Below are 17,352 nucleotides of genomic sequence, written 5' to 3'. Positions count from 1 at the left end.
TCAAGTCTTTCAAGTCTTTCGAGTTATCGAGTCGTTCGAGAGGAGACACACGCGATGAGTCGAACCGTGGCCCGCGTCATGATCGACGCCTTGGAGGAACTCGGAGTACGCCATGTCTTCGGCGTGGTGGGGGATGCTCTCAATCCCCTCACCGATGCCATCCGCGCGTCCGGGTCCGTCGAATGGGTCGGATGCCGGCACGAGGAGGCCGCCGCGTTCGCCGCCGGGGCCCAGTCCCAGCTCACCGACACCCTAGGGGTCTGCATGGGCACGGTGGGGCCTGGCTCCGTGCACCTGCTGAACGGTCTGTACGACGCGGCGAAGAGCGGAACCCCGGTGCTTGCTGTCGCCGGCCAGGTGCCTCTCGCGGAGGTGGGCACGGACTACTTCCAGGAGGTCGACAACGACCTGCTCTTCCGCGACGTCGCCGTCTTCCGCGCCACCGTCACGTCGGCGGAGCAGATGCCGGGCCTGCTGGAGATCGCCGTGCGCACCGCGATCGGGCGACGTGGTGTCGCGGTGCTGACCGTCCCCGGCGACATCGGCGACCAGGAACTGCCTGCGGACCGGCCGGCGCGGCTCTCCGTGGCCGGTTCCGCCAACCGGCCCGACGATCCGGTCCTGGACGAGGCGGCCGAGGCCCTCCGCGACGGCGGGAAGGTCACGATGCTCGTCGGCCGCGGAGCGCGCGGCGACCGCGAGGACGTTCTGGCCCTCGCCGAGCGGCTGGCCGCACCCATGGTGCTCACGCTCAAGGCGAAGGAAGGCTTCGAGGGCGACAACCCCTTCCAGGTCGGCCAGACCGGGTTGATCGGCAACCCGGCCGCCGCGCACGCGATGGACGGAGCGGACACCCTGTTGCTGCTCGGCACCGACTTTCCGTACCGGGAGTGGTACCCGGAGGGCAAGAAGGTCGTCCAGGTCGACCGGGTCGCCGAACACATCGGCCGTCGTGTCCCGGTCGACGTGGCCCTCGCCGCCGACGTCGGTCCCACGGTGCGGGGGCTCCTGGAGAGGCTGGAGCGGCGCACGGACCGTGAACACCTGGACGACGCGCGCGAGAAGTTCAGCACGTGGCAGCAGGGGCAGCAGCGGCTGGCCGCGCCCGGCCACGACCGCGGGCTGATCGGCAAGGTGCGGTCCGCCTTCGACAACCGCGACCACCTGGTACGTCCGGAGGCGCTGGCCGCCGCCGTGGACGCACTGGCGGCCGACGACGCGGTCTTCACCTCGGACACCGGCATGGCCACCGTCTGGCTGTCACGTTTCGTCGAGATGCGCGGTTCCCGCCGCCTGCTCGGCTCGTACAACCTGGGCTCGATGGCGAACGCGATGCCACAGGCGATCGGCGCACAGCTCCTGGACCCCGACCGGCAGGTCGTCGCCTTCTGCGGCGACGGCGGACTCGGGATGCTCCTCGGCGATCTCATGACCGTCCGCAGCAGGCGACTGCCGGTGAAGCTCGTCGTCTTCGACAACCGGCGCCTCGGGATGGTGAAGCTGGAGCAGGAGCAGGCGGGCCTCCCGGAATTCGGCACGGAGCTCGACAATCCGGATTTCGCCGCGGTCGCCGAGGCCCTCGGCATCACCGGCATCCGGGTGACTCGGGCCGAGGATCTGGCCGAGGGCGTCAGCAGGGCCTTCGCCACGCCGGGACCGGTCCTCCTGGACGTCCTCACCAACCCGGAGGAGATCGCCGTGCCCGCCAAGCCGACCATCCAGCAGGGCTGGGGCTTCGCCATCGCCAAGATCCGCGAGAACCTCACGAGCCCCGACGGGCGCTGACCTCAGGCCCGGGAAGTCCGGGCCCGGCACCTGTCGGCGGCGCGATCGCGGGCACCCGGAGTGCGTCCCACGAAAGATCACCGGCAGCGGAGGGCGAGCAGGAAAAGGAGCCGAATGAGCGAAGAGGCCGCAGGCTGGACGTGAAGCGCTATGCCCATGTATCTGCCGATCAGCCACGAAGCTGCCTCGCCGTGCCCCTCCTCAGCAGGGGGCCCGACCTCGCGGCGCGACGAACCAGACCGATCGAAAGGCGCACGCAGCTCATGAACGACGTCACAGGCAAGGCGACCACCACGGATGCCGGAGTTCCGGTCGAGAGCGACGAACACTCGCTCACCGTCGGCGCCGGTGGCCCGGTCCTTCTGCAGGACTCCTATCTGATCGAGCAGATGGCACAGTTCAACCGGGAGCGCATTCCGGAGCGGCAGCCGCACGCCAAGGGCAGCGGCGCCTTCGGCCACTTCGAAGTCACCGGAGACGTCAGCGCCTACACGAAGGCCGCGGTCTTCCAGCCGGGCACGCGCACCGATCTGGTCATCCGGTTCTCGACCGTCGCCGGCGAGCGCGGGAGCCCGGACACGTGGCGTGACCCGCGTGGATTCGCGGTGAAGTTCTACACCACCGAAGGCAACTACGACATGGTGGGGAACAACACCCCGGTCTTCTTCATGAAGGACCCGATGAAGTTCCAGCACTTCATCCGCTCCCAGAAACGCCGTGCGGACAACAACCTCCGTGACCACGACATGCAGTGGGACTTCTGGACCCTCTCACCCGAGTCCGCGCACCAGGTCACGTGGCTCATGGGCGACCGCGGCATCCCGCGCTCCTGGCGCCACATGAACGGCTACACCTCCCACACGTACATGTGGATCAACGCGCAGGGCGAGCGGTTCTGGGTGAAGTACCACTTCAAGACCGACCAGGGCATCGAGTTCTTCACCCAGGACGAGGGTGACCAGATGTGCGCGGTCGACACCGACTACCACACCCGGGATCTCTTCGAGCACATCCGGGACGGCGACCACCCGAGCTGGACGCTGCACGTGCAGGTCATGCCGTACGACGACGCGGCCACCTACCGCTTCAACCCGTTCGACCTGACCAAGGTGTGGCCGCACGGCGACTACCCGCTGATCGAGGTCGGGAAGATGACCCTCGACCGCAACCCCACGGACAATCACGCCGAGATCGAACAGGCCGCGTTCCAGCCCAACAACCTCGTCCCCGGCATCGGCCCCAGTCCCGACCGCATGCTGCTGGCGCGACTCTTCTCCTACGCCGACGCACACCGTCACCGCATCGGCGGCAACTACCAGCAGCTTCCGGTCAACGCTCCCGTCGCGCCGCTGAACACCTACTCCAAAGACGGAGCCATGGCGTACCGCAAGACCGAGGATCCGGTCTACGCCCCCAACTCCAAGGGTGGCCCCGCAGCCGACACGAGCCGCTACACGGCGCCCAGCTGGCACGCGGACGGCGACATCACGCGCGCCGCGTATGTCGACCACGAAGAGGACGACGACTGGGGCCAGGCCGGCACGATGGTGCGCGAGGTCCTCGACGACGCCGCGCGCGATCGCCTCGTGGACAACGTCGTAGGGCACCTCCTCAACGGAGTGAGCGAACCCGTCCTCGTCCGGGCCTTCGAGTACTGGTCCAACATCGACAAGTCCCTCGGCGAGCGCATCCAGCAGGGTGTGCGAGCGAAGGCGGACGAGAAGGACCCCAAGGCGGCGGAGCAGTCCAACCCTGCCCGGAGCGACATGCAGAGGAAGGCCTGAGCGGTCCCTGGCGATCCTGTGACTGGCTCGTGTGAGCTGGAGGGACGCCGGCGCCCGCGGTGAACCACACCAGTTCGGCGGATCCCCGGTATCGGATACTGGGGATCCGCCGATGCAATGCTGCCTCGGTGCCGACGGGTTCATGTATCTCGCGGTCCTCGACCGGGAGTCGTCGCAGCGGACGTGTCAGCGGAACTCGGAATACCAAGGGCACGTACTTGAGTTGGAGCGGAATCCCGGTTGAGGAAGACCATCTGAGCGCTCTCTCCGTACGGTCCGCACCTTGCCCGTGCCACGGGTCAGAGCTTGCGCCAGCGGGCGCTGGCCCAGGAGAACACCCCGAAAGCCACGAGGCCGACCGCGATGAACACGAGGAGCCAGGGTCCGACAGGCGTATCCGTGAAAGAGCGCAGAGTGTCGTCCATGCCCTTGGCCTTGCCGGGCTTGTGCTGGACGGCCGCCGTGACGGCGAAGCCGCCCGCGGCGGCGAAGACGACGCCCCGGGCCGAACCGCCGAACACCCCGAGCACAGTGACCATTTGACGGGTCCTCGGTGACATCCCGGACATCTTCAGGTGTTCCTGGAACTTGCGCCGAAGGGCCCTCACCGCGATCCATACACCGGCCGCGGCCACCGCGGCGCCGGCGCCGGCCACGATCCACTGGCCTGCCGGCCAATCCAGAACCTTCGCCGTGACGTCACGGGAGTTCTCGTCCGAGTTACCGCTTCCGCTGCTCTTGTCACCAGCGGCGTAGGACAGCACGGAGTACGAGACGAATCCGTAGAAGACCGAACGGACCGCGGCCATCGCCCGCTTGGTGGCCTTCTTGCCATCGGGCCCTGCCTGGCCGAACGCAGCCCCGGACAGCCTCCACAGGGCCATACCCGCCAGGGCGATGCCGAGCAGCCAGAGCAGAGCGGCTCCGAAGGGCTTGCCCGCGATCTCGGCGATGGCTCCGCCCCGGTCCGCCTGCCTGCCACCCCCGTCCGAGAAGGAGATCCGCACGGAGAGAACGCCGATCAGGACGTAGATGATTCCGCGAGCGACGAAGCCCGCACGGGCTCCCGCCGCGACTGCCGTGCTCTTCGCGGCGCGTCGCGCCTGTCTCCGTCCGCGAGCTGTTGCCGATCCAGTAGTCATAGCCACCGTCTGCCCCCGCCGGGGGAGTCGACCCCTGGCACATTCCCGAGTCCTGTCTTCCACGCTGACGCAGAGTCCCCTCAACGGATCAGTGGCGAGACCTCGGCGAAGGCAAGGATGTGGACCGGCGGTGCATGAGCCGTGCAGAGACGGGCACACGGAGCAAGCACGGCAGAGACCCAGCGGCCGCGAGATGCACCGGCCGAAGGGTTTTGACCCGCTCCGGGCTACGCAGACGGCGGAAACAGACGCCGCAGGCCGGACGGAGCCGGCGCATACCGACGAGACTTGATGAGAGGAACCCCATGATTGTCCTCGGAGCCATTCTGCTCGTAATCGGCCTGTTGGTCGGGATCTCGTTGCTGACGACGGTCGGCGGCATCCTCGTCGTCATCGGTGCAGTCCTGTGGATCCTCGGCGCCAGCGGGCGCATGGTGGGGGGACGTAGGCACTACTTCTGAGGAAGCGTCTATTGGTGTGTCCACGTGCACACCGATACCGCGCAGCCCTTACAGGGCAGGCCGGGGCCCTGCGGACCTTCGCGTTCCGCAGGGCCCCGGCCTGCGTTCCCCATGCGTCCTGGCCCGCTGCCTCTCTCCGCCGGTTCGGGCGTGCATCAGGGTACTGCGCCAGGGCGTCGTGCTCCCGTGCTGGACACGGCCATAACCGTTGGAGGGGAAGTGGCCCCGTGGCCGCAATCGTGGACGAGGAGCAGTTACTGACACTGATCGAACTGTTGCGATCTCCGCGGTTGTAGCGAGCAGCGGGCAATGGGCTCCTGTACTTCCTCTCAGGGGCCGTCCCCGGAGTTTGAGAGGCCACCGTCAGGGCACCCGTCGTGTGATCGTTCCCGCCGGTTGAGCAGGCCCTGCAAGGGACTGGTCGGCGGCACGCTGGAACCCGTGGCCGCCGCGCCCCGCTGGCTCGTCCACGGCGACTCCGTCGTCGAGGGCTGGGCCGCGTCCCGGCCGCACCTCGCCTGGCCGGCGGTGGCCGGGCGGGCGCTCGATGTCGAGGACGTGAACCTGGGCTACGCGGGCGCGGCCCGTGGCGAACTCGCCTCCGCGCAGCAGCTCGCCTCCTTGGAAGCTGACATCATCACCATCGTGTTCGGGACGAACTGCTGGTCGCGCACACCGCACACGGCGGGCCTGCTGTACGAGACGACCCTGGCCTTCCTTGCCGCCGTCCGCACCGGGCATCCGCAGACGCCCCTGCTCGTCGTCTCGCCGGTCCGCCGTCCGGACGGCGAAGCGACTCCCAATGCGCTCGGCGCCACCCTCGCCCAGCTGCGTGACGCCGTCGAACGGGCCACGCGCGACACCCTCCGCGGCGGCGACGACCGGCTTGCGCTGCTGCCCGGTGCCGGCCTGCTCACCCCGTCGCACCTGGTCGACGGCGTCCACCCGGGCGACGAGGGGCACGCGCTCCTCGCCCGCGCCGTGGCGGGAAACCTCACAGGCAACAAGTTCCTCGGCACCATATTTGGTAAGGCCCTTGACTAATCAGGGCCCGAAGCCGAAAGAATCAGTCCGCTCAAGTTGCTTTCTGGTGAGTAGTGTTGGCTTCGAGGGGACTCGTTCATGCATGTCACCCGCAGAACCGTGCTGGCCGCGAGTGCGGCCGGCTCCATGGCCGGGACGTTCGCGCTGCCCGCACCCGGCGCGGCCGCCGCCGACCGCACCGGACCGGTCGGCCGCCGCACCATCGGCCTCGACGAAGGCTGGCGGTTCGCGCTCGTCAGCCCCGACGGCATCACCGATCCGACGGGAGCCTACGCGGACGCCGAGCAGCCCGGGTTCGACGACGCGGACTGGCGGATGGTCGCCGTCCCGCACGACTGGAGCATCGAGCAGACCCCCACGACGGAACACAACACGACCAGCGGCACCGGCTTTCTGCCCGGCGGACTCGGCTGGTACCGCAAGAAGTTCACCGTCCCCGCCGCCTGTGCAGGCAAGCGGATCTCCGTCGAGTTCGACGGTGTCTACATGGACGCGAATGTCTACGTCAACGGCGAACTCGTCGGCAACCACCCCTACGGCTACACCGGATTCGCCTACGACATCACCGACCTGCTGCACGCCGACGGCGCCACCGCCAACGTCCTCGCGGTCGAGGTCCGAAACCGGCTGCCCAGCAGCCGCTGGTACTCGGGCAGCGGCATCTACCGCCACGCCCGCCTCGTGATCACCGAACCGGTGCACGTCCAGCGCTGGGGCACCTTCGTGACGACGCCCGACCTCGCCGCCACCCTCGACAAGGGTTACGCGACGGTCGACGTGCGCACGAATGTCGTCAACGACTCCGGCGCGACCGCGTCGGCCGTGACCGTCGTCTCCACCGTCCGCGACGCCAAGGGCCGCCGCGTCGCCCGTACCGAATCCGTACTGAAGGACGTCGGGTCCGACCCCGCCACGGCGCAGGGTCAAATGACCCTCCATGAACCGCAGTTGTGGTCCATCGACACCCCGGAACACCGCTACACCCTCGTCACCGACCTGCGTGTGGACGGCCGCACCGTCGACACCTACCGCACCCGGTTCGGCGTGCGGCACGCGACCTTCGACCCGGACCACGGCTTCTCGCTCAACGGCACCCACGCCAAGCTCAAGGGCGTGGACCTCCACCACGACCTCGGCGCGCTCGGCGCCGCCGTCCAGCCCGACGCCGTGCGCCGCCAGCTGACGATCATGAAATCCATGGGTGTGAACGCGCTGCGCACGTCCCACAACCCGCCCGCCCCCGAGGTGATCGAGGCCTGCGAGGACCTCGGCATCGTGATGCTCGTGGAGGCCTTCGACTGCTGGCGCACCGGAAAGAACCGCTACGACTACGGCCGGTTCTTCGACGCCCACAGCGACGCCGACATCGCCGAAATGGTACGCGCCGCCCGCAACTCGCCCGCCGTCCTGATGTGGTCGATCGGCAACGAGATACCCGACTCGACCCGCGCGGAAGGAGTGGAGATGGCGCGGCGGCTCGTCGCCGACATCAAGGCCCTCGACACGACCCGGCCCGTCGTCATCGGCTCCGACAAGTACCGCTCCCTGCCGGCCGCCGGCTCACCCGCGGACCTGATCCTGGCCGAGCTGGACGGCCTCGGCCTCAACTACAACACCGCCGCGTCCGTCGACGCCCTGCACGCCCGCTACCCGCACCTGTTCCTCTTCGAGTCCGAGTCCTCGTCGGAGACGTCCACCCGTGGCGCGTACCAGGAGCCCGAGCACCTCAACACCGGGGAGAACCACACCCCGGGCCGGCGCGCCACCTCCTCGTACGACAACAACCTCGCCTCCTGGACGATGAGCGGCGAGTACGGCCTGAAGAAGGACCGCGACCGGCGCTTCTTCGCGGGCGAGTTCCTGTGGTCCGGCATCGACTACATCGGCGAACCGACCCCGTACGACGTGTTCCCGGTGAAGGCGTCGTTCTTCGGCGCCGTCGACACGGCCGGGTTCCCCAAGGACATGTACCACCTCTTCCGCAGCCAGTGGACCGATGAGCCGATGGTGCACCTGCTGCCCATGGACTGGACGACGCACAAGCCCGGCCAGGAGGTGGAGGTGTGGGCGTACGCGAACGTCGCCGAGGTCGAACTCACCCTCAACGGCCGGTCCCTTGGCATGCGTTCCTTCGACGCCAAGAAGACCGACGACGGCCGCGCCTACCTGGAGACCACGGAGGCGACGCATGACGACAAGACGGTCGCTTCCGGTCCCTACCCCGGCAGCTACACGTCGCCGAACGGCAGCGCCGGCAAGCTGCATCTGTCGTGGAAGGTTCCGTACGCGGCAGGCGAGCTGAAGGCCGTGGCCCGCGCGGGCGGGAAGGTCGTGGCGACGGACGTGCTGCGCACCGCCGGGACGCCGCACGGCGTGCGCCTGACCGCCGACCGCAGGTCCGTCGCAGCCGACGGGCGCTCGCTGGTCTTCGTCACGGCCGAGGTGGTCGACGCGCGCGGCGTGGTCGTCCCCGACGCCGAGCACCTCCTCGAATTCACCGTCAAGGGCGGTCGGCTGGCCGGTCTGGACAATGGCAGGCAGGAGAGCGCCGAGCGGTACCAGGCCAGTACGCGCACCGCCTTCCACGGCCTCGCACTCGCCATGGTGCGGGCGGGCACAGAGCCGGGCTCCCTGACCGTCACGGCCACCGCCGACGGGCTGCGCACCGGAAAGGTCTCCGTGCGGGTGGCGGGACCGGCAGGCGGGCCTGTCACACCGGCCGAACCCTTCACACCCGACCCGGGACCCGGAACACCCACCTACCCGCTCGCGGACGCGAGCTACTCCGGCGCGGCGAGCACTCTGCCCGCGGCGATGGTCGACGGGAACCCCGCGACCCAGTGGTCCAACGCCTTCGCGAAGTCGGCGACCGCACTGCTGCCCGCCTTCGACGGAGCCCGGCTCGCCGACTGGGTGTCGGTGGCATGGGCGCAAGAGCGCGAGATCGGGCGGGTCGAGGTGTCCTTCACGACCGACGCGAAACACTCCCTGCCCGCCTCGGTCGACGTGTCGGTCTGGGACGGCAAGCGCTATGTCCCCGTACACGACGCCGACATCGACTGGTCAGCGGCGTCCGGTGAGCCGACCGTCATCACCTTCGACGCTGTCCATGGCAGCCGCCTCCGCCTGGACCTGACCAGCCGCGGGCCCGGCGAACCCGCCGGCGCGTTCGGGATCGTCGCGCTCGATGTGGCCGCTACATGAGCGGCCTGAGCGGAATCGACCCCGCCTGGCTGCCCGATGACGCGCTGCGCGGCGTCGGATCACACCGCGTCCTGATCGAAGGCGACGGCCCGCTCGTCGACACACTGCGAGCCGAAGTCGCCTACGCACACGGCAGGTTCGGGCCACCGCAGAGCGACGGACACGTCGTGTTCCGACTCGACAGAGCTGCCGACACCGGCCCCGAGGGTTTCACTCTGGCGCGGTCCGGCGGGCACACCACCGTCACTGCCGTCGCCCCGGCCGGCCTCCTGTACGGCTTCTTCCATGTCGTGCGCCTCGGCGCCGCCGCATTCGCCGACGCCCCCGAGCAGACCCACCGGCCCGCCCTCTCCCGGCGCATGCTCAACCACTGGGACAACGTCGACGTGCATCCCGTGATGGGCCAGGTCGAACGCGGCTACGCGGGTGGCTCGCTGTTCTGGGAGGACGGACGGGCGCGCGGGGACCTCGACCGGGTCCGCGCGTACGCACGGCTCCTCGCGGCCTGCGGGATCAACGCCGTCTGCGTCAACAACGTCAACGTCCATGAGACCGAGGCGCGACTCCTCAGCGAGCGCATCGGTGAAGTGGCCGACATCGCAGGAGAGTTGCGGAAGTACGGCATCCGCACCCACCTCTCCGTCAGCTTCGCCGCACCCGTCGCCCTGGGCGGGCTCGACACCGCCGACCCGCTCGATGACGGTGTACGGGACTGGTGGCGGTCGGCCGCCGACCGTGTGTACGCGCGCATCCCCGACTTCGGTGGCTTCGTCGTCAAAGCCGACTCCGAAGGACAGCCGGGGCCGTTCGCCTACGGCCGCACCCACGCCGACGGCGCGAACCTGATCGCCGACGCCCTCGCCCCGCACGGCGGCACCGTCCACTGGCGGGCCTTCGTCTACAACCACAACCAGGACTGGCGCGACCGGACCACGGACCGGGCGTGCGCCGCGTACGTCCACTTCGCCCCGCTCGACGGGCAGTTCAGGGACAACGCGGTGCTCCAGGTCAAGCACGGACCGATGGACTTCCAGGTCCGCGAACCCGTCTCGCCGGTCATCGGCGCCCTGCCCCGCACCCGGGTCGCGGTCGAGCTGCAAGCCACCCAGGAGTACACCGGGCAGCAGCGGCACGTGTGCGCCCTCGCCCCGATGTGGTCCGAGGTGCTCGGCTTCCGGCCCGAGGGCGAGGACGGCGCCACCGTCGGCCGGCTCGCGGGCGGAGGCGGCCTGGTGGCCGTCTCGAACGCCGGAGCCGACCCCTATTGGACCGGGCACCCACTCGCCCAGTTCAACCTGTACGCGTTCGGCCGCCTGGCCTGGCAGCCGCACGCAGACCCGGAGGAACTGCTCGATGAATGGACGGAGGTGACGTTCACGCCGGAACACACCGCTGACCCCGACCGACTGCGCTCCGGCCTCCGTGCGGTACTGCGCGCCTCCTGGTCGACATACGAGAAGTACACCGCACCGCTGGGCGTCGGCTTCATGGTGCAGCCCGGACACCACTACGGGCCCGGCGTCGACGGGTACGAGTACAGCCCCTGGGGCACCTACCACTTCGCCGACCGCGACGGCATCGGCGTCGACCGCAGCCGTGCCACCGGCACCGGGTACGCGGCGCAGTACGCCAAGCCCTGGTCGCAGACGTACGAGACGCCGCAGGACTGCCCCGACGAGCTGCTGCTGTTCTTCCACCACGTGCCGTACGAGCATGTACTCCACAGCGGCAAGAGCGTGATCCAGCACATCTACGACACCCACTTCGAGGGCGTCGAAGAGGTCGAGGTGGCACAGGGAGTGTGGGCGTCGCTGGCCGATCTGGTGGCGCCCGCGCGGCACGCCCGGGTGGCCGAGCTGTACGAGGAGCAGCTGCGCAGCGCCCGCGAGTGGCGCGACCACGTCAACAGCTACTTCCTGCGCAAGTCCGGGATCCCGGACGCGGGCGGGCGCCGCATCCACTAGTGGGGACCGGCGGCGGTTTCCTCGAGGCGCAGTACGCACACACCCAGCGGGTCGAGCGTGAGGGGCTCGCCGGGCGTGTACACCTTGCCCGTCAGGACGTCCGTCGTCGACTCCTGGACCGTCAACGCCACCTCATCTGACATGTGGTTGAGCAGGAACAGCAGGCGCGTCCCGTCGACTGCGACACGGGTCGCCGTCTCCAGGCCGGCCACCTCTGCGTACGGACCGACGAGGCCGTGCCGGGAGAGAACCTGGCGCACCACCCGGTCCGTACCCGCGTCGTCGAGCTGCGTTGCCACGTACCAGCCTTCGCCGCCGCGCTCCCCGAAACGGTTGCGGGTGACCGCGGGCGTTCCGGCATAGAAGTCGGAGGTGTACGTGGCGACGGGCTCGGCACCCTGCGGCACGACGAGCTCGAAGACCAGCCGGGCCGGTGAGCGCAGGTCGCCGAAGTCGACCGGGTTCGTCACCTCCGCCGCCCGGGAGTCCCACTCGTCGACGCGAACGCCCGTCAGCGGCCCGAGCGGCCCCGGTACATCCGTGAGGAAGGCGCGGTCGTGCTCGTCGCCACGCCCGGACAGGAAGGTCGTCAGCACGGTGCCGCCCCGCTCGGCCACTGCCTCGAGGCGTGTCGCCAGATCCCCCTTCACCAGGTGCAGCAGGGGCGCGAGGACCACGTCGTACGCCGACAGGTCCGCCGTCACCGGGACGACGTCGACGTCCGCACCCGCCGTGCGCGCGGCCCGGTAGTAGGAGTGCACGACATCCTGGTAGCGCACCAGCCGCGACGGGCCGTCCGACATCTCCAGCGCCCACCAGCTGTCCCAGTCGAAGAGCAACGCGGTCCGGGCGGGAGTCCGGGCGCCGAGCGTCAACCCGCCCACCTCGCCCAACTCCCGTCCCAGATCCGAGACTTCCCCGAACACGCGGGTGTCGTCGCGGCCCGCGTGGCCGATGACCGCCCCGTGGTACTTCTCGCACGCCCCGCGCGAAGCCCGCATCTGGAAGTACAGGACCGCGTCCGCGCCGTGCGCCACCGCCTGCCAGCTCGCGAGGCGCAACTCGCCGGGCCTGCGCAGCGGATTGACGTCGCGGCAGGCCGTGGTGGACGGCGTCTGCTCCATCAGCCAGAACGGGGCGCCGTCCTTGAGCCCGCGCATCAGGTCGTGCGCGAGCGCCGGCCAGGTGGGCGGTGCGTCCAGCGGGGGATAGCTGTCCCAGGACGCGAAGTCGAGATGCGGGGCCCAACGGTGATAGTCCAACGGCCGGTACATCCCCATGAAGTTGGTGGTCACGGGTGTGTGCGGACTGTGGGCGCGTACGGCCTCCTTCTCGGCGACGAAGCAGCCGAGCAGCGCGTCCGTGGTGAACCGGTGGTAGTCGAGCGTGATCCCCTGGAACGCGGTGTGGTCCGGGCCGCGCCAATGCTCGGTGAGGGCGCTGGGCGGCTCGATCTCGGACCAGTCCGTGTAGCGGTGCGACCAGAAGGTCGTCCACCACGCCTCATTCAGGGCGCCCAGCGAGCCGTACTTCTCCCGCAGCCAGCCGCGGAACGCCTCCGCGCACAGATCGCAGTAACAGGCCCCGCCATACTCGTTGTTGATGTGCCAGGCGAGCAGCGCCGGATGGTCCGCGTACCGCTGGGCGATCCGTCCCGCCAGCGCCGTGGACAGGCGTCGGTACGCCGGTGAGCTCGGGCAGAAGTTGTGCCGCTGCCCGTAGCCGTGGCGGCGGCCCTCGAAGTCGGTGCGGTTCACCTCCGGGTGGGCCTTCGCGAGCCAGGGCGGCAGCGCGGCCGTGCCGGTGGCCAGGACGATGTGGCGCCCCTCGGCCGCCACCCGGTCCACGATCCGGTCGAGGGCCGTGAAGTCATAGGTGTCCGGGGAGGGCTGGAGCAGCGACCACGCGAACACGCCCACCGTCAGCGTGTCGATCCCGGCCTTGCCGAACAGCCGGTGGTCCGCATCCCAGACCTCCTCGGGCCACTGCTCCGGGTTGTAGTCACCGCCGTAAGGGATCGTGGGGGTGGCGGGTACGCCGTTCATACGGTGAAGTCCTCCTGGGTCTCGGCGATGATCGGACGGCTGGTGCGCAGCAGCGACAGGAGCAGCACCGGAGCGAGCAGCAGGGGCAGCGCCTCGGTCCACCACAAGGTGGCCGCGGTCGCGACGAGGAGCAGACTGGCCGCGCCGAGCGTCGCGCGGCCGTACCGCAGCAGGAAGTAACCGGCGAGCCGCGCCGTGTCGACGGCCCGGAACGTGAACAGGGCCGTCAGCACCAGCGCGTGCGCGCCCCAGAGCAGCGCGCCCACACCGATGACTCCGAGCAGTACGGCCCACCAGCCGGGCAGCCCGGTCGCGGCGAAGTGGGTGAGGCCGTACGCGATGACGGTCAGCCAGGCGAGCAGCGGGACCCATATCCGCAACGCCGCAACGGAGTTGAGGCACAGCCCGCGCAGATAGGCGCGGGCCGGACGCAGTTCCGTCAGGTCGCGGCTGCGGTGGTGCAAGGCGTACAGGGCGGCGGACAGGGACGGGCCGAGGGGCACGAGGCACAGCGCCGCGATCGGCAGGTTCGCCGGGTCCGCGCCGAGGAACAGCAGCCCGAGCAGGCTGGGGGCCAGCGTGAGCAGCAGCAGGCCCTCGACCGTCAGCAGCGTGTGGATGAGGGCGCAGGCCCGCGACAGGGGTCCGTCACCGAAGACGCGGGCGGCGCGCGGCAGGGCGGCCGCCCCGGGGGAGCCGGCCTGTGCTGCGCTCATCCGGCACCCCCGCCCCCGAGAATCCGATCCTCGTCCCACCAGTCGGGAGACTCCTCGATCACCGGGGTCAGCTCGACCAGCGTCACCTCGTGCCGCTCCAGCGTGAGGTCGACCTCCACCCTGAACGCCTCGACGGGCAGCCGGAGATGGGTTCGTCCAGGTTCCGCCGCCTCGTGCAGGACGTCGAGCTGCTGGGGGCGGGGCGAGCGCGGGCTGCCCATCCGGCGCCACGCGGTGTACGCGTTGCCGCGCTCCTCGTCGACGCTGGAGCGACGCAGGAAGACCGCGCCGCGCTCGGCGTCGCCGACCGGAACGGACAGCCGCAGCGTATGCCGGTCCGACCCGGGCGGGGCCCACGCCAGAACCGTGACCCGACCGTCGGGGTGCCGGGTGACGAGATGGTCGGCGCCGCGGACCAGCACATTACGGCCCATGCGGGCCATGAACGCGTACAGGTGATACGTGGGTTTCCTGACCTGGCGGTGCGTCAGGAGCCCGAAACCGCCGTGGAACAGTGCCGTCGGAACTCCCACTTCCTCGAACATGTCGCTGAACGTCCAGTACGAGAAGGAGTCCACCAGATCTCCACCGGCCGCCAGCACCGGAGCCAGGTACGCGGCGTGGAAGGCCGTGTCGTGGATCAGGTTGTCCGGGCGGTAAGAGGAGTTGAACTCAGTGATGTGGACCGGCAGTTCGGCGAGCGATGTGCCCTTCAGCTCGCGCCGCGGGGCCCCGAACTGCTCCAGTAGGCGCTCGGCCGGGGCCAGCGTCTGGTACGTCCCGAACGGCACCGGCTGCGCGGGCCCCGAGGTGTACGCGTGGCGCGACACGAAGTCGACCGGCAGATCACGCCGCTCCACGAACTCCGCGAACCGCCCGAGCCAACCGTCGTCCGCGCCGGGCGACACGGCGGGCCCGCCGACCTGGAGCGACGCGTCGACATCCTTCACGGCGTGCGCCGTCACCTCGTACAGACGGTGGTACGCCGCCTGGTCGGCGCCCTCCCAGAAGTCCGGCAGATCCGGCTCGTTCCACACCTCGACGGGCCAGCCGCGCACCTCCTCCAGGCCGTAGCGGTCCACGAAGTGGGTCAGTGTCGCGCGCACCAGGTCCGCCCATTCCCGGTGCGAGGAGGGTGGTGTCACATTTCCCTTCCACCAGAAGACGGTCTGCCCGCCGGACGCCAGCGTGCCGGGCATGAAGCCGAGTTCGAGGAAGGGGCGGATGCCGAGCGCGAGGCAGGCGTCGACGACCTGATCGACGTAGGTGAACGAGTGATGCACGCGCCGGGCGCCCTGCCACTCGTACGGCCGGTACACGCCCATCCCGTCGCTGAACAGCCCGTGCCCACGGATGTGCCGGAAACCGATCTCCTTCTGGAGCAGTGCGAGGGAGTCCTGGTAGTCACGGCGCAGGGCGAGTTCGAGGCGGCCCGTGCCGACGCATGCCCGCCACGCCTCGGAGAGGACGCCCTGCGACTCGGCCGGGACGCGGATCATCCGTTGTCCTTCTTGTACCGCTCGTAGGCCTTGTTGTGCAGATCCACGAACTGCTGCATGTTCTTGGCCTTCAGCTCGGCGACGTAGTCGTCCCATTCGGACAGTGGCCGCTTGCCGAGAGCGAACTTGAGGGTGTTCTGGTTCATGTGGTCCGTGAGCGGCGTCTCCCAGAGCGAGGCCTGCTCCTGCTCCGCGGACAGCAGCGGGTGCGCGGGGGCGATCGTCGTCTGCTTGCGCGTGGCCATCACGTCCTGGAACTTCTTCTCGTCCGGGCTGAACGAGGAGGACACCAGCTCCCAGCTGCCGCCGTAGGTGAAGACGCCGTTGAAGAAGCCGTAGTCCTTCTGCAGATCCTTCGGGGCCTTGGGGTCCGAGCCCATGAGGCTGATGCCGGGCTTGAGCTTGTACTGGTCGCCGGACTTCGTGTACGTGACGCCCTCGACGCCCCATTTGCAGAACGCCTGGCCCTCGTCCGAGTAGAAGAGCCAGTCGGTGAACTGCATCAGCGCGACGAAGTTGTCGCTCTTGAGCGCCTTGCTGGAGATCATCAGGCCGTTCTCCAGGCGGATGCCGCCGAGCACGACCTCACCGGCGGGTCCGAGTGGCACGGGAATCATCTCGATCTTCGAGCCCTTGACCTGTCGCTCCAGGTTGTAGCGGTACTTCTGCACCAGCTCCTGCGGGTTGGCGCTGATCGCGAAGGACTTCTCGGCGAGCAGCTTCTTCACCGCGTTGTCGTCGGTCTGGGTGAAGCTCTCCGGGTCCATCAGCTTCTCGGCGACCAGCTTGCGCAGATACTCGATGACCTGTCGGAACTCGTCCGTCGCCCCGGTGAAGACGAACTTCTGCGCCTTCGTGTCGAAGGTGATGTTCTCGTAGGTCCAGCCGGCCCGGACGCCGTACGCCTGCCCGAGGTAGCTGAGGAGGGCGGCCGCCGGGAAGACGGTGTTGGTGCTCCAGCGGTCGGAGAGCGGGTAGCTGTCGGGGTACTCCGCCTTGATCGCCTTGAGGACTTCGTACACCTCGTCCCACGTCGACGGCAGGCTCACGCCGATCTTGTCGAGGACGTCGGTGCGGAAGGACAGTGAGTATCCGGACCTGGGCTTCTCGTGGAGCCCGGGCAGCAGGTAGTACTTGCCGTCGGACTGGCGGATGGAGTCCAGCTCGGGCTCGAGCTTCCAGCGCTTGACCTTGTCCTGGAAGTTGGGCATCAGGTGCACGTACTCGCTCACCGGCAGGATCGCGCCCGACGACACGAAGGCGACCTCGGAGGGGTGGTACGTCTTCGGGATCAGGAAGGGGGCGTCTCCCGAGCCGATCAGCAGGCTGCGCTTCTTCTCGTAGTCGCTCAGCGGGACGTCGACGGGCTGCAGAGTGATGCCCGTGCGCTTGGTGACCTCCTTCCAGAACAGCCAGCTGTTCTTCCTCGGGTACGTCGGGTTGTTGTTGTGCAGGACGGAGAAGGAGAGCGCCTTGGTCGCCTTGAACTGCTCACCGGCGTTGTACTTCTCCATGGCGCCGTTGCGCTTCTTCGACAGGTCCTTGCTGTCGCCGCCGTTCTCACCGCTGCCGCAGCCGGTGAGTACGGCGAGTCCGGCGAACCCCGCCGCGGCGAGCAGCGACCTTCTCGACAGCTGGCCCGTGTTCGTCACGTGAACTCCTTTGTCATGCAAGTCTGTTGAGGCTTGATTACGTTCATGCGTGAAGT

Annotated in this window: 11 protein-coding genes; 6 read left to right on the top strand and 5 right to left on the bottom strand. The window is 69.1% G+C overall.

All coding sequences use genetic code 11. The annotated features are described in order from the left end of the window. Positions 1-54: 54 nt before the first annotated feature. Together OHO83_RS02005 and OHO83_RS02000 are read left to right on the top strand one after the other, a co-directional pair. Entirely contained in the window at positions 55-1,785 is a 1,731-nt protein-coding gene (locus OHO83_RS02005; protein WP_330278502.1) for a thiamine pyrophosphate-dependent enzyme, read from the top strand. Positions 1,786-2,048: 263 nt separating this feature from the next. Further along, a complete protein-coding gene (locus tag OHO83_RS02000; RefSeq protein ID WP_266679547.1) occupies positions 2,049-3,569 on the top strand; it encodes a catalase in 1,521 nt (506 codons plus the stop codon). Positions 3,570-3,868: 299 nt separating this feature from the next. On the opposite strand, the gene OHO83_RS01995 is transcribed toward OHO83_RS02000, so the two are convergent. Then, positions 3,869-4,711, bottom strand: a complete 843-nt coding sequence (locus OHO83_RS01995; protein WP_266679548.1) for a DUF1206 domain-containing protein — start codon at positions 4,709-4,711, stop codon at positions 3,869-3,871. A gap of 305 nt (positions 4,712-5,016) precedes the next feature. On the opposite strand from OHO83_RS01995, the gene OHO83_RS01990 reads away from it, so the two are divergent. The 4 genes from OHO83_RS01990 to OHO83_RS01975 all read left to right on the top strand — a co-directional run bounded on the left by OHO83_RS01990 (position 5,017) and on the right by OHO83_RS01975 (position 11,384). After that, positions 5,017-5,172 (top strand): hypothetical protein, encoded by a 156-nt coding sequence (locus tag OHO83_RS01990; RefSeq protein WP_266679549.1) that lies wholly within the window; start codon positions 5,017-5,019, stop codon positions 5,170-5,172. A 441-nt stretch (positions 5,173-5,613) separates the two neighbouring features. Beyond that, positions 5,614-6,216, top strand: coding sequence for an SGNH/GDSL hydrolase family protein (locus OHO83_RS01985; RefSeq protein WP_266679550.1), 603 nt, complete (start codon positions 5,614-5,616; stop codon positions 6,214-6,216). A gap of 78 nt (positions 6,217-6,294) precedes the next feature. Next, positions 6,295-9,420 (top strand): glycoside hydrolase family 2 TIM barrel-domain containing protein, encoded by a 3,126-nt coding sequence (locus OHO83_RS01980; RefSeq protein WP_266679551.1) that lies wholly within the window; start codon positions 6,295-6,297, stop codon positions 9,418-9,420. Continuing rightward, positions 9,417-11,384 (top strand): alpha-glucuronidase, encoded by a 1,968-nt coding sequence (locus OHO83_RS01975; protein WP_266679552.1) that lies wholly within the window; start codon positions 9,417-9,419, stop codon positions 11,382-11,384. The genes OHO83_RS01980 and OHO83_RS01975 overlap by 4 nt, the downstream gene beginning before the upstream one ends. Here the strand turns inward: OHO83_RS01975 and OHO83_RS01970 are convergent. From OHO83_RS01970 to OHO83_RS01955, 4 genes are read right to left on the bottom strand one after another with little or no spacing between them, the layout of a single operon-like run. Further along, a complete protein-coding gene (locus OHO83_RS01970) occupies positions 11,381-13,429 on the bottom strand; it encodes a beta-galactosidase (RefSeq protein WP_266679553.1) in 2,049 nt (682 codons plus the stop codon). The two genes, OHO83_RS01975 and OHO83_RS01970, sit on opposite strands and share 4 nt — an antisense overlap. Next, positions 13,426-14,145 (bottom strand): hypothetical protein, encoded by a 720-nt coding sequence (locus tag OHO83_RS01965; RefSeq protein WP_266679554.1) that lies wholly within the window; start codon positions 14,143-14,145, stop codon positions 13,426-13,428. The genes OHO83_RS01970 and OHO83_RS01965 overlap by 4 nt, the downstream gene beginning before the upstream one ends. Next, positions 14,142-15,644 (bottom strand): GH39 family glycosyl hydrolase, encoded by a 1,503-nt coding sequence (locus tag OHO83_RS01960; protein WP_266679555.1) that lies wholly within the window; start codon positions 15,642-15,644, stop codon positions 14,142-14,144. Before OHO83_RS01960 ends, OHO83_RS01965 begins: the two co-directional genes overlap by 4 nt. After that, on the bottom strand, positions 15,641-17,296 hold the full coding sequence (locus OHO83_RS01955; RefSeq protein WP_330278501.1) for an ABC transporter substrate-binding protein: 1,656 nt from the start codon (positions 17,294-17,296) through the stop codon (positions 15,641-15,643). The genes OHO83_RS01960 and OHO83_RS01955 overlap by 4 nt, the downstream gene beginning before the upstream one ends. Positions 17,297-17,352: the final 56 nt, after the last annotated feature.

It is taken from the genome of Streptomyces sp. NBC_00569 (genome assembly GCF_036345255.1).
Taxonomy (GTDB): domain Bacteria; phylum Actinomycetota; class Actinomycetes; order Streptomycetales; family Streptomycetaceae; genus Streptomyces.
Note: the sequence above shows the minus strand (reverse complement) of the source record. Positions and strands in the feature narration are given on the sequence as shown.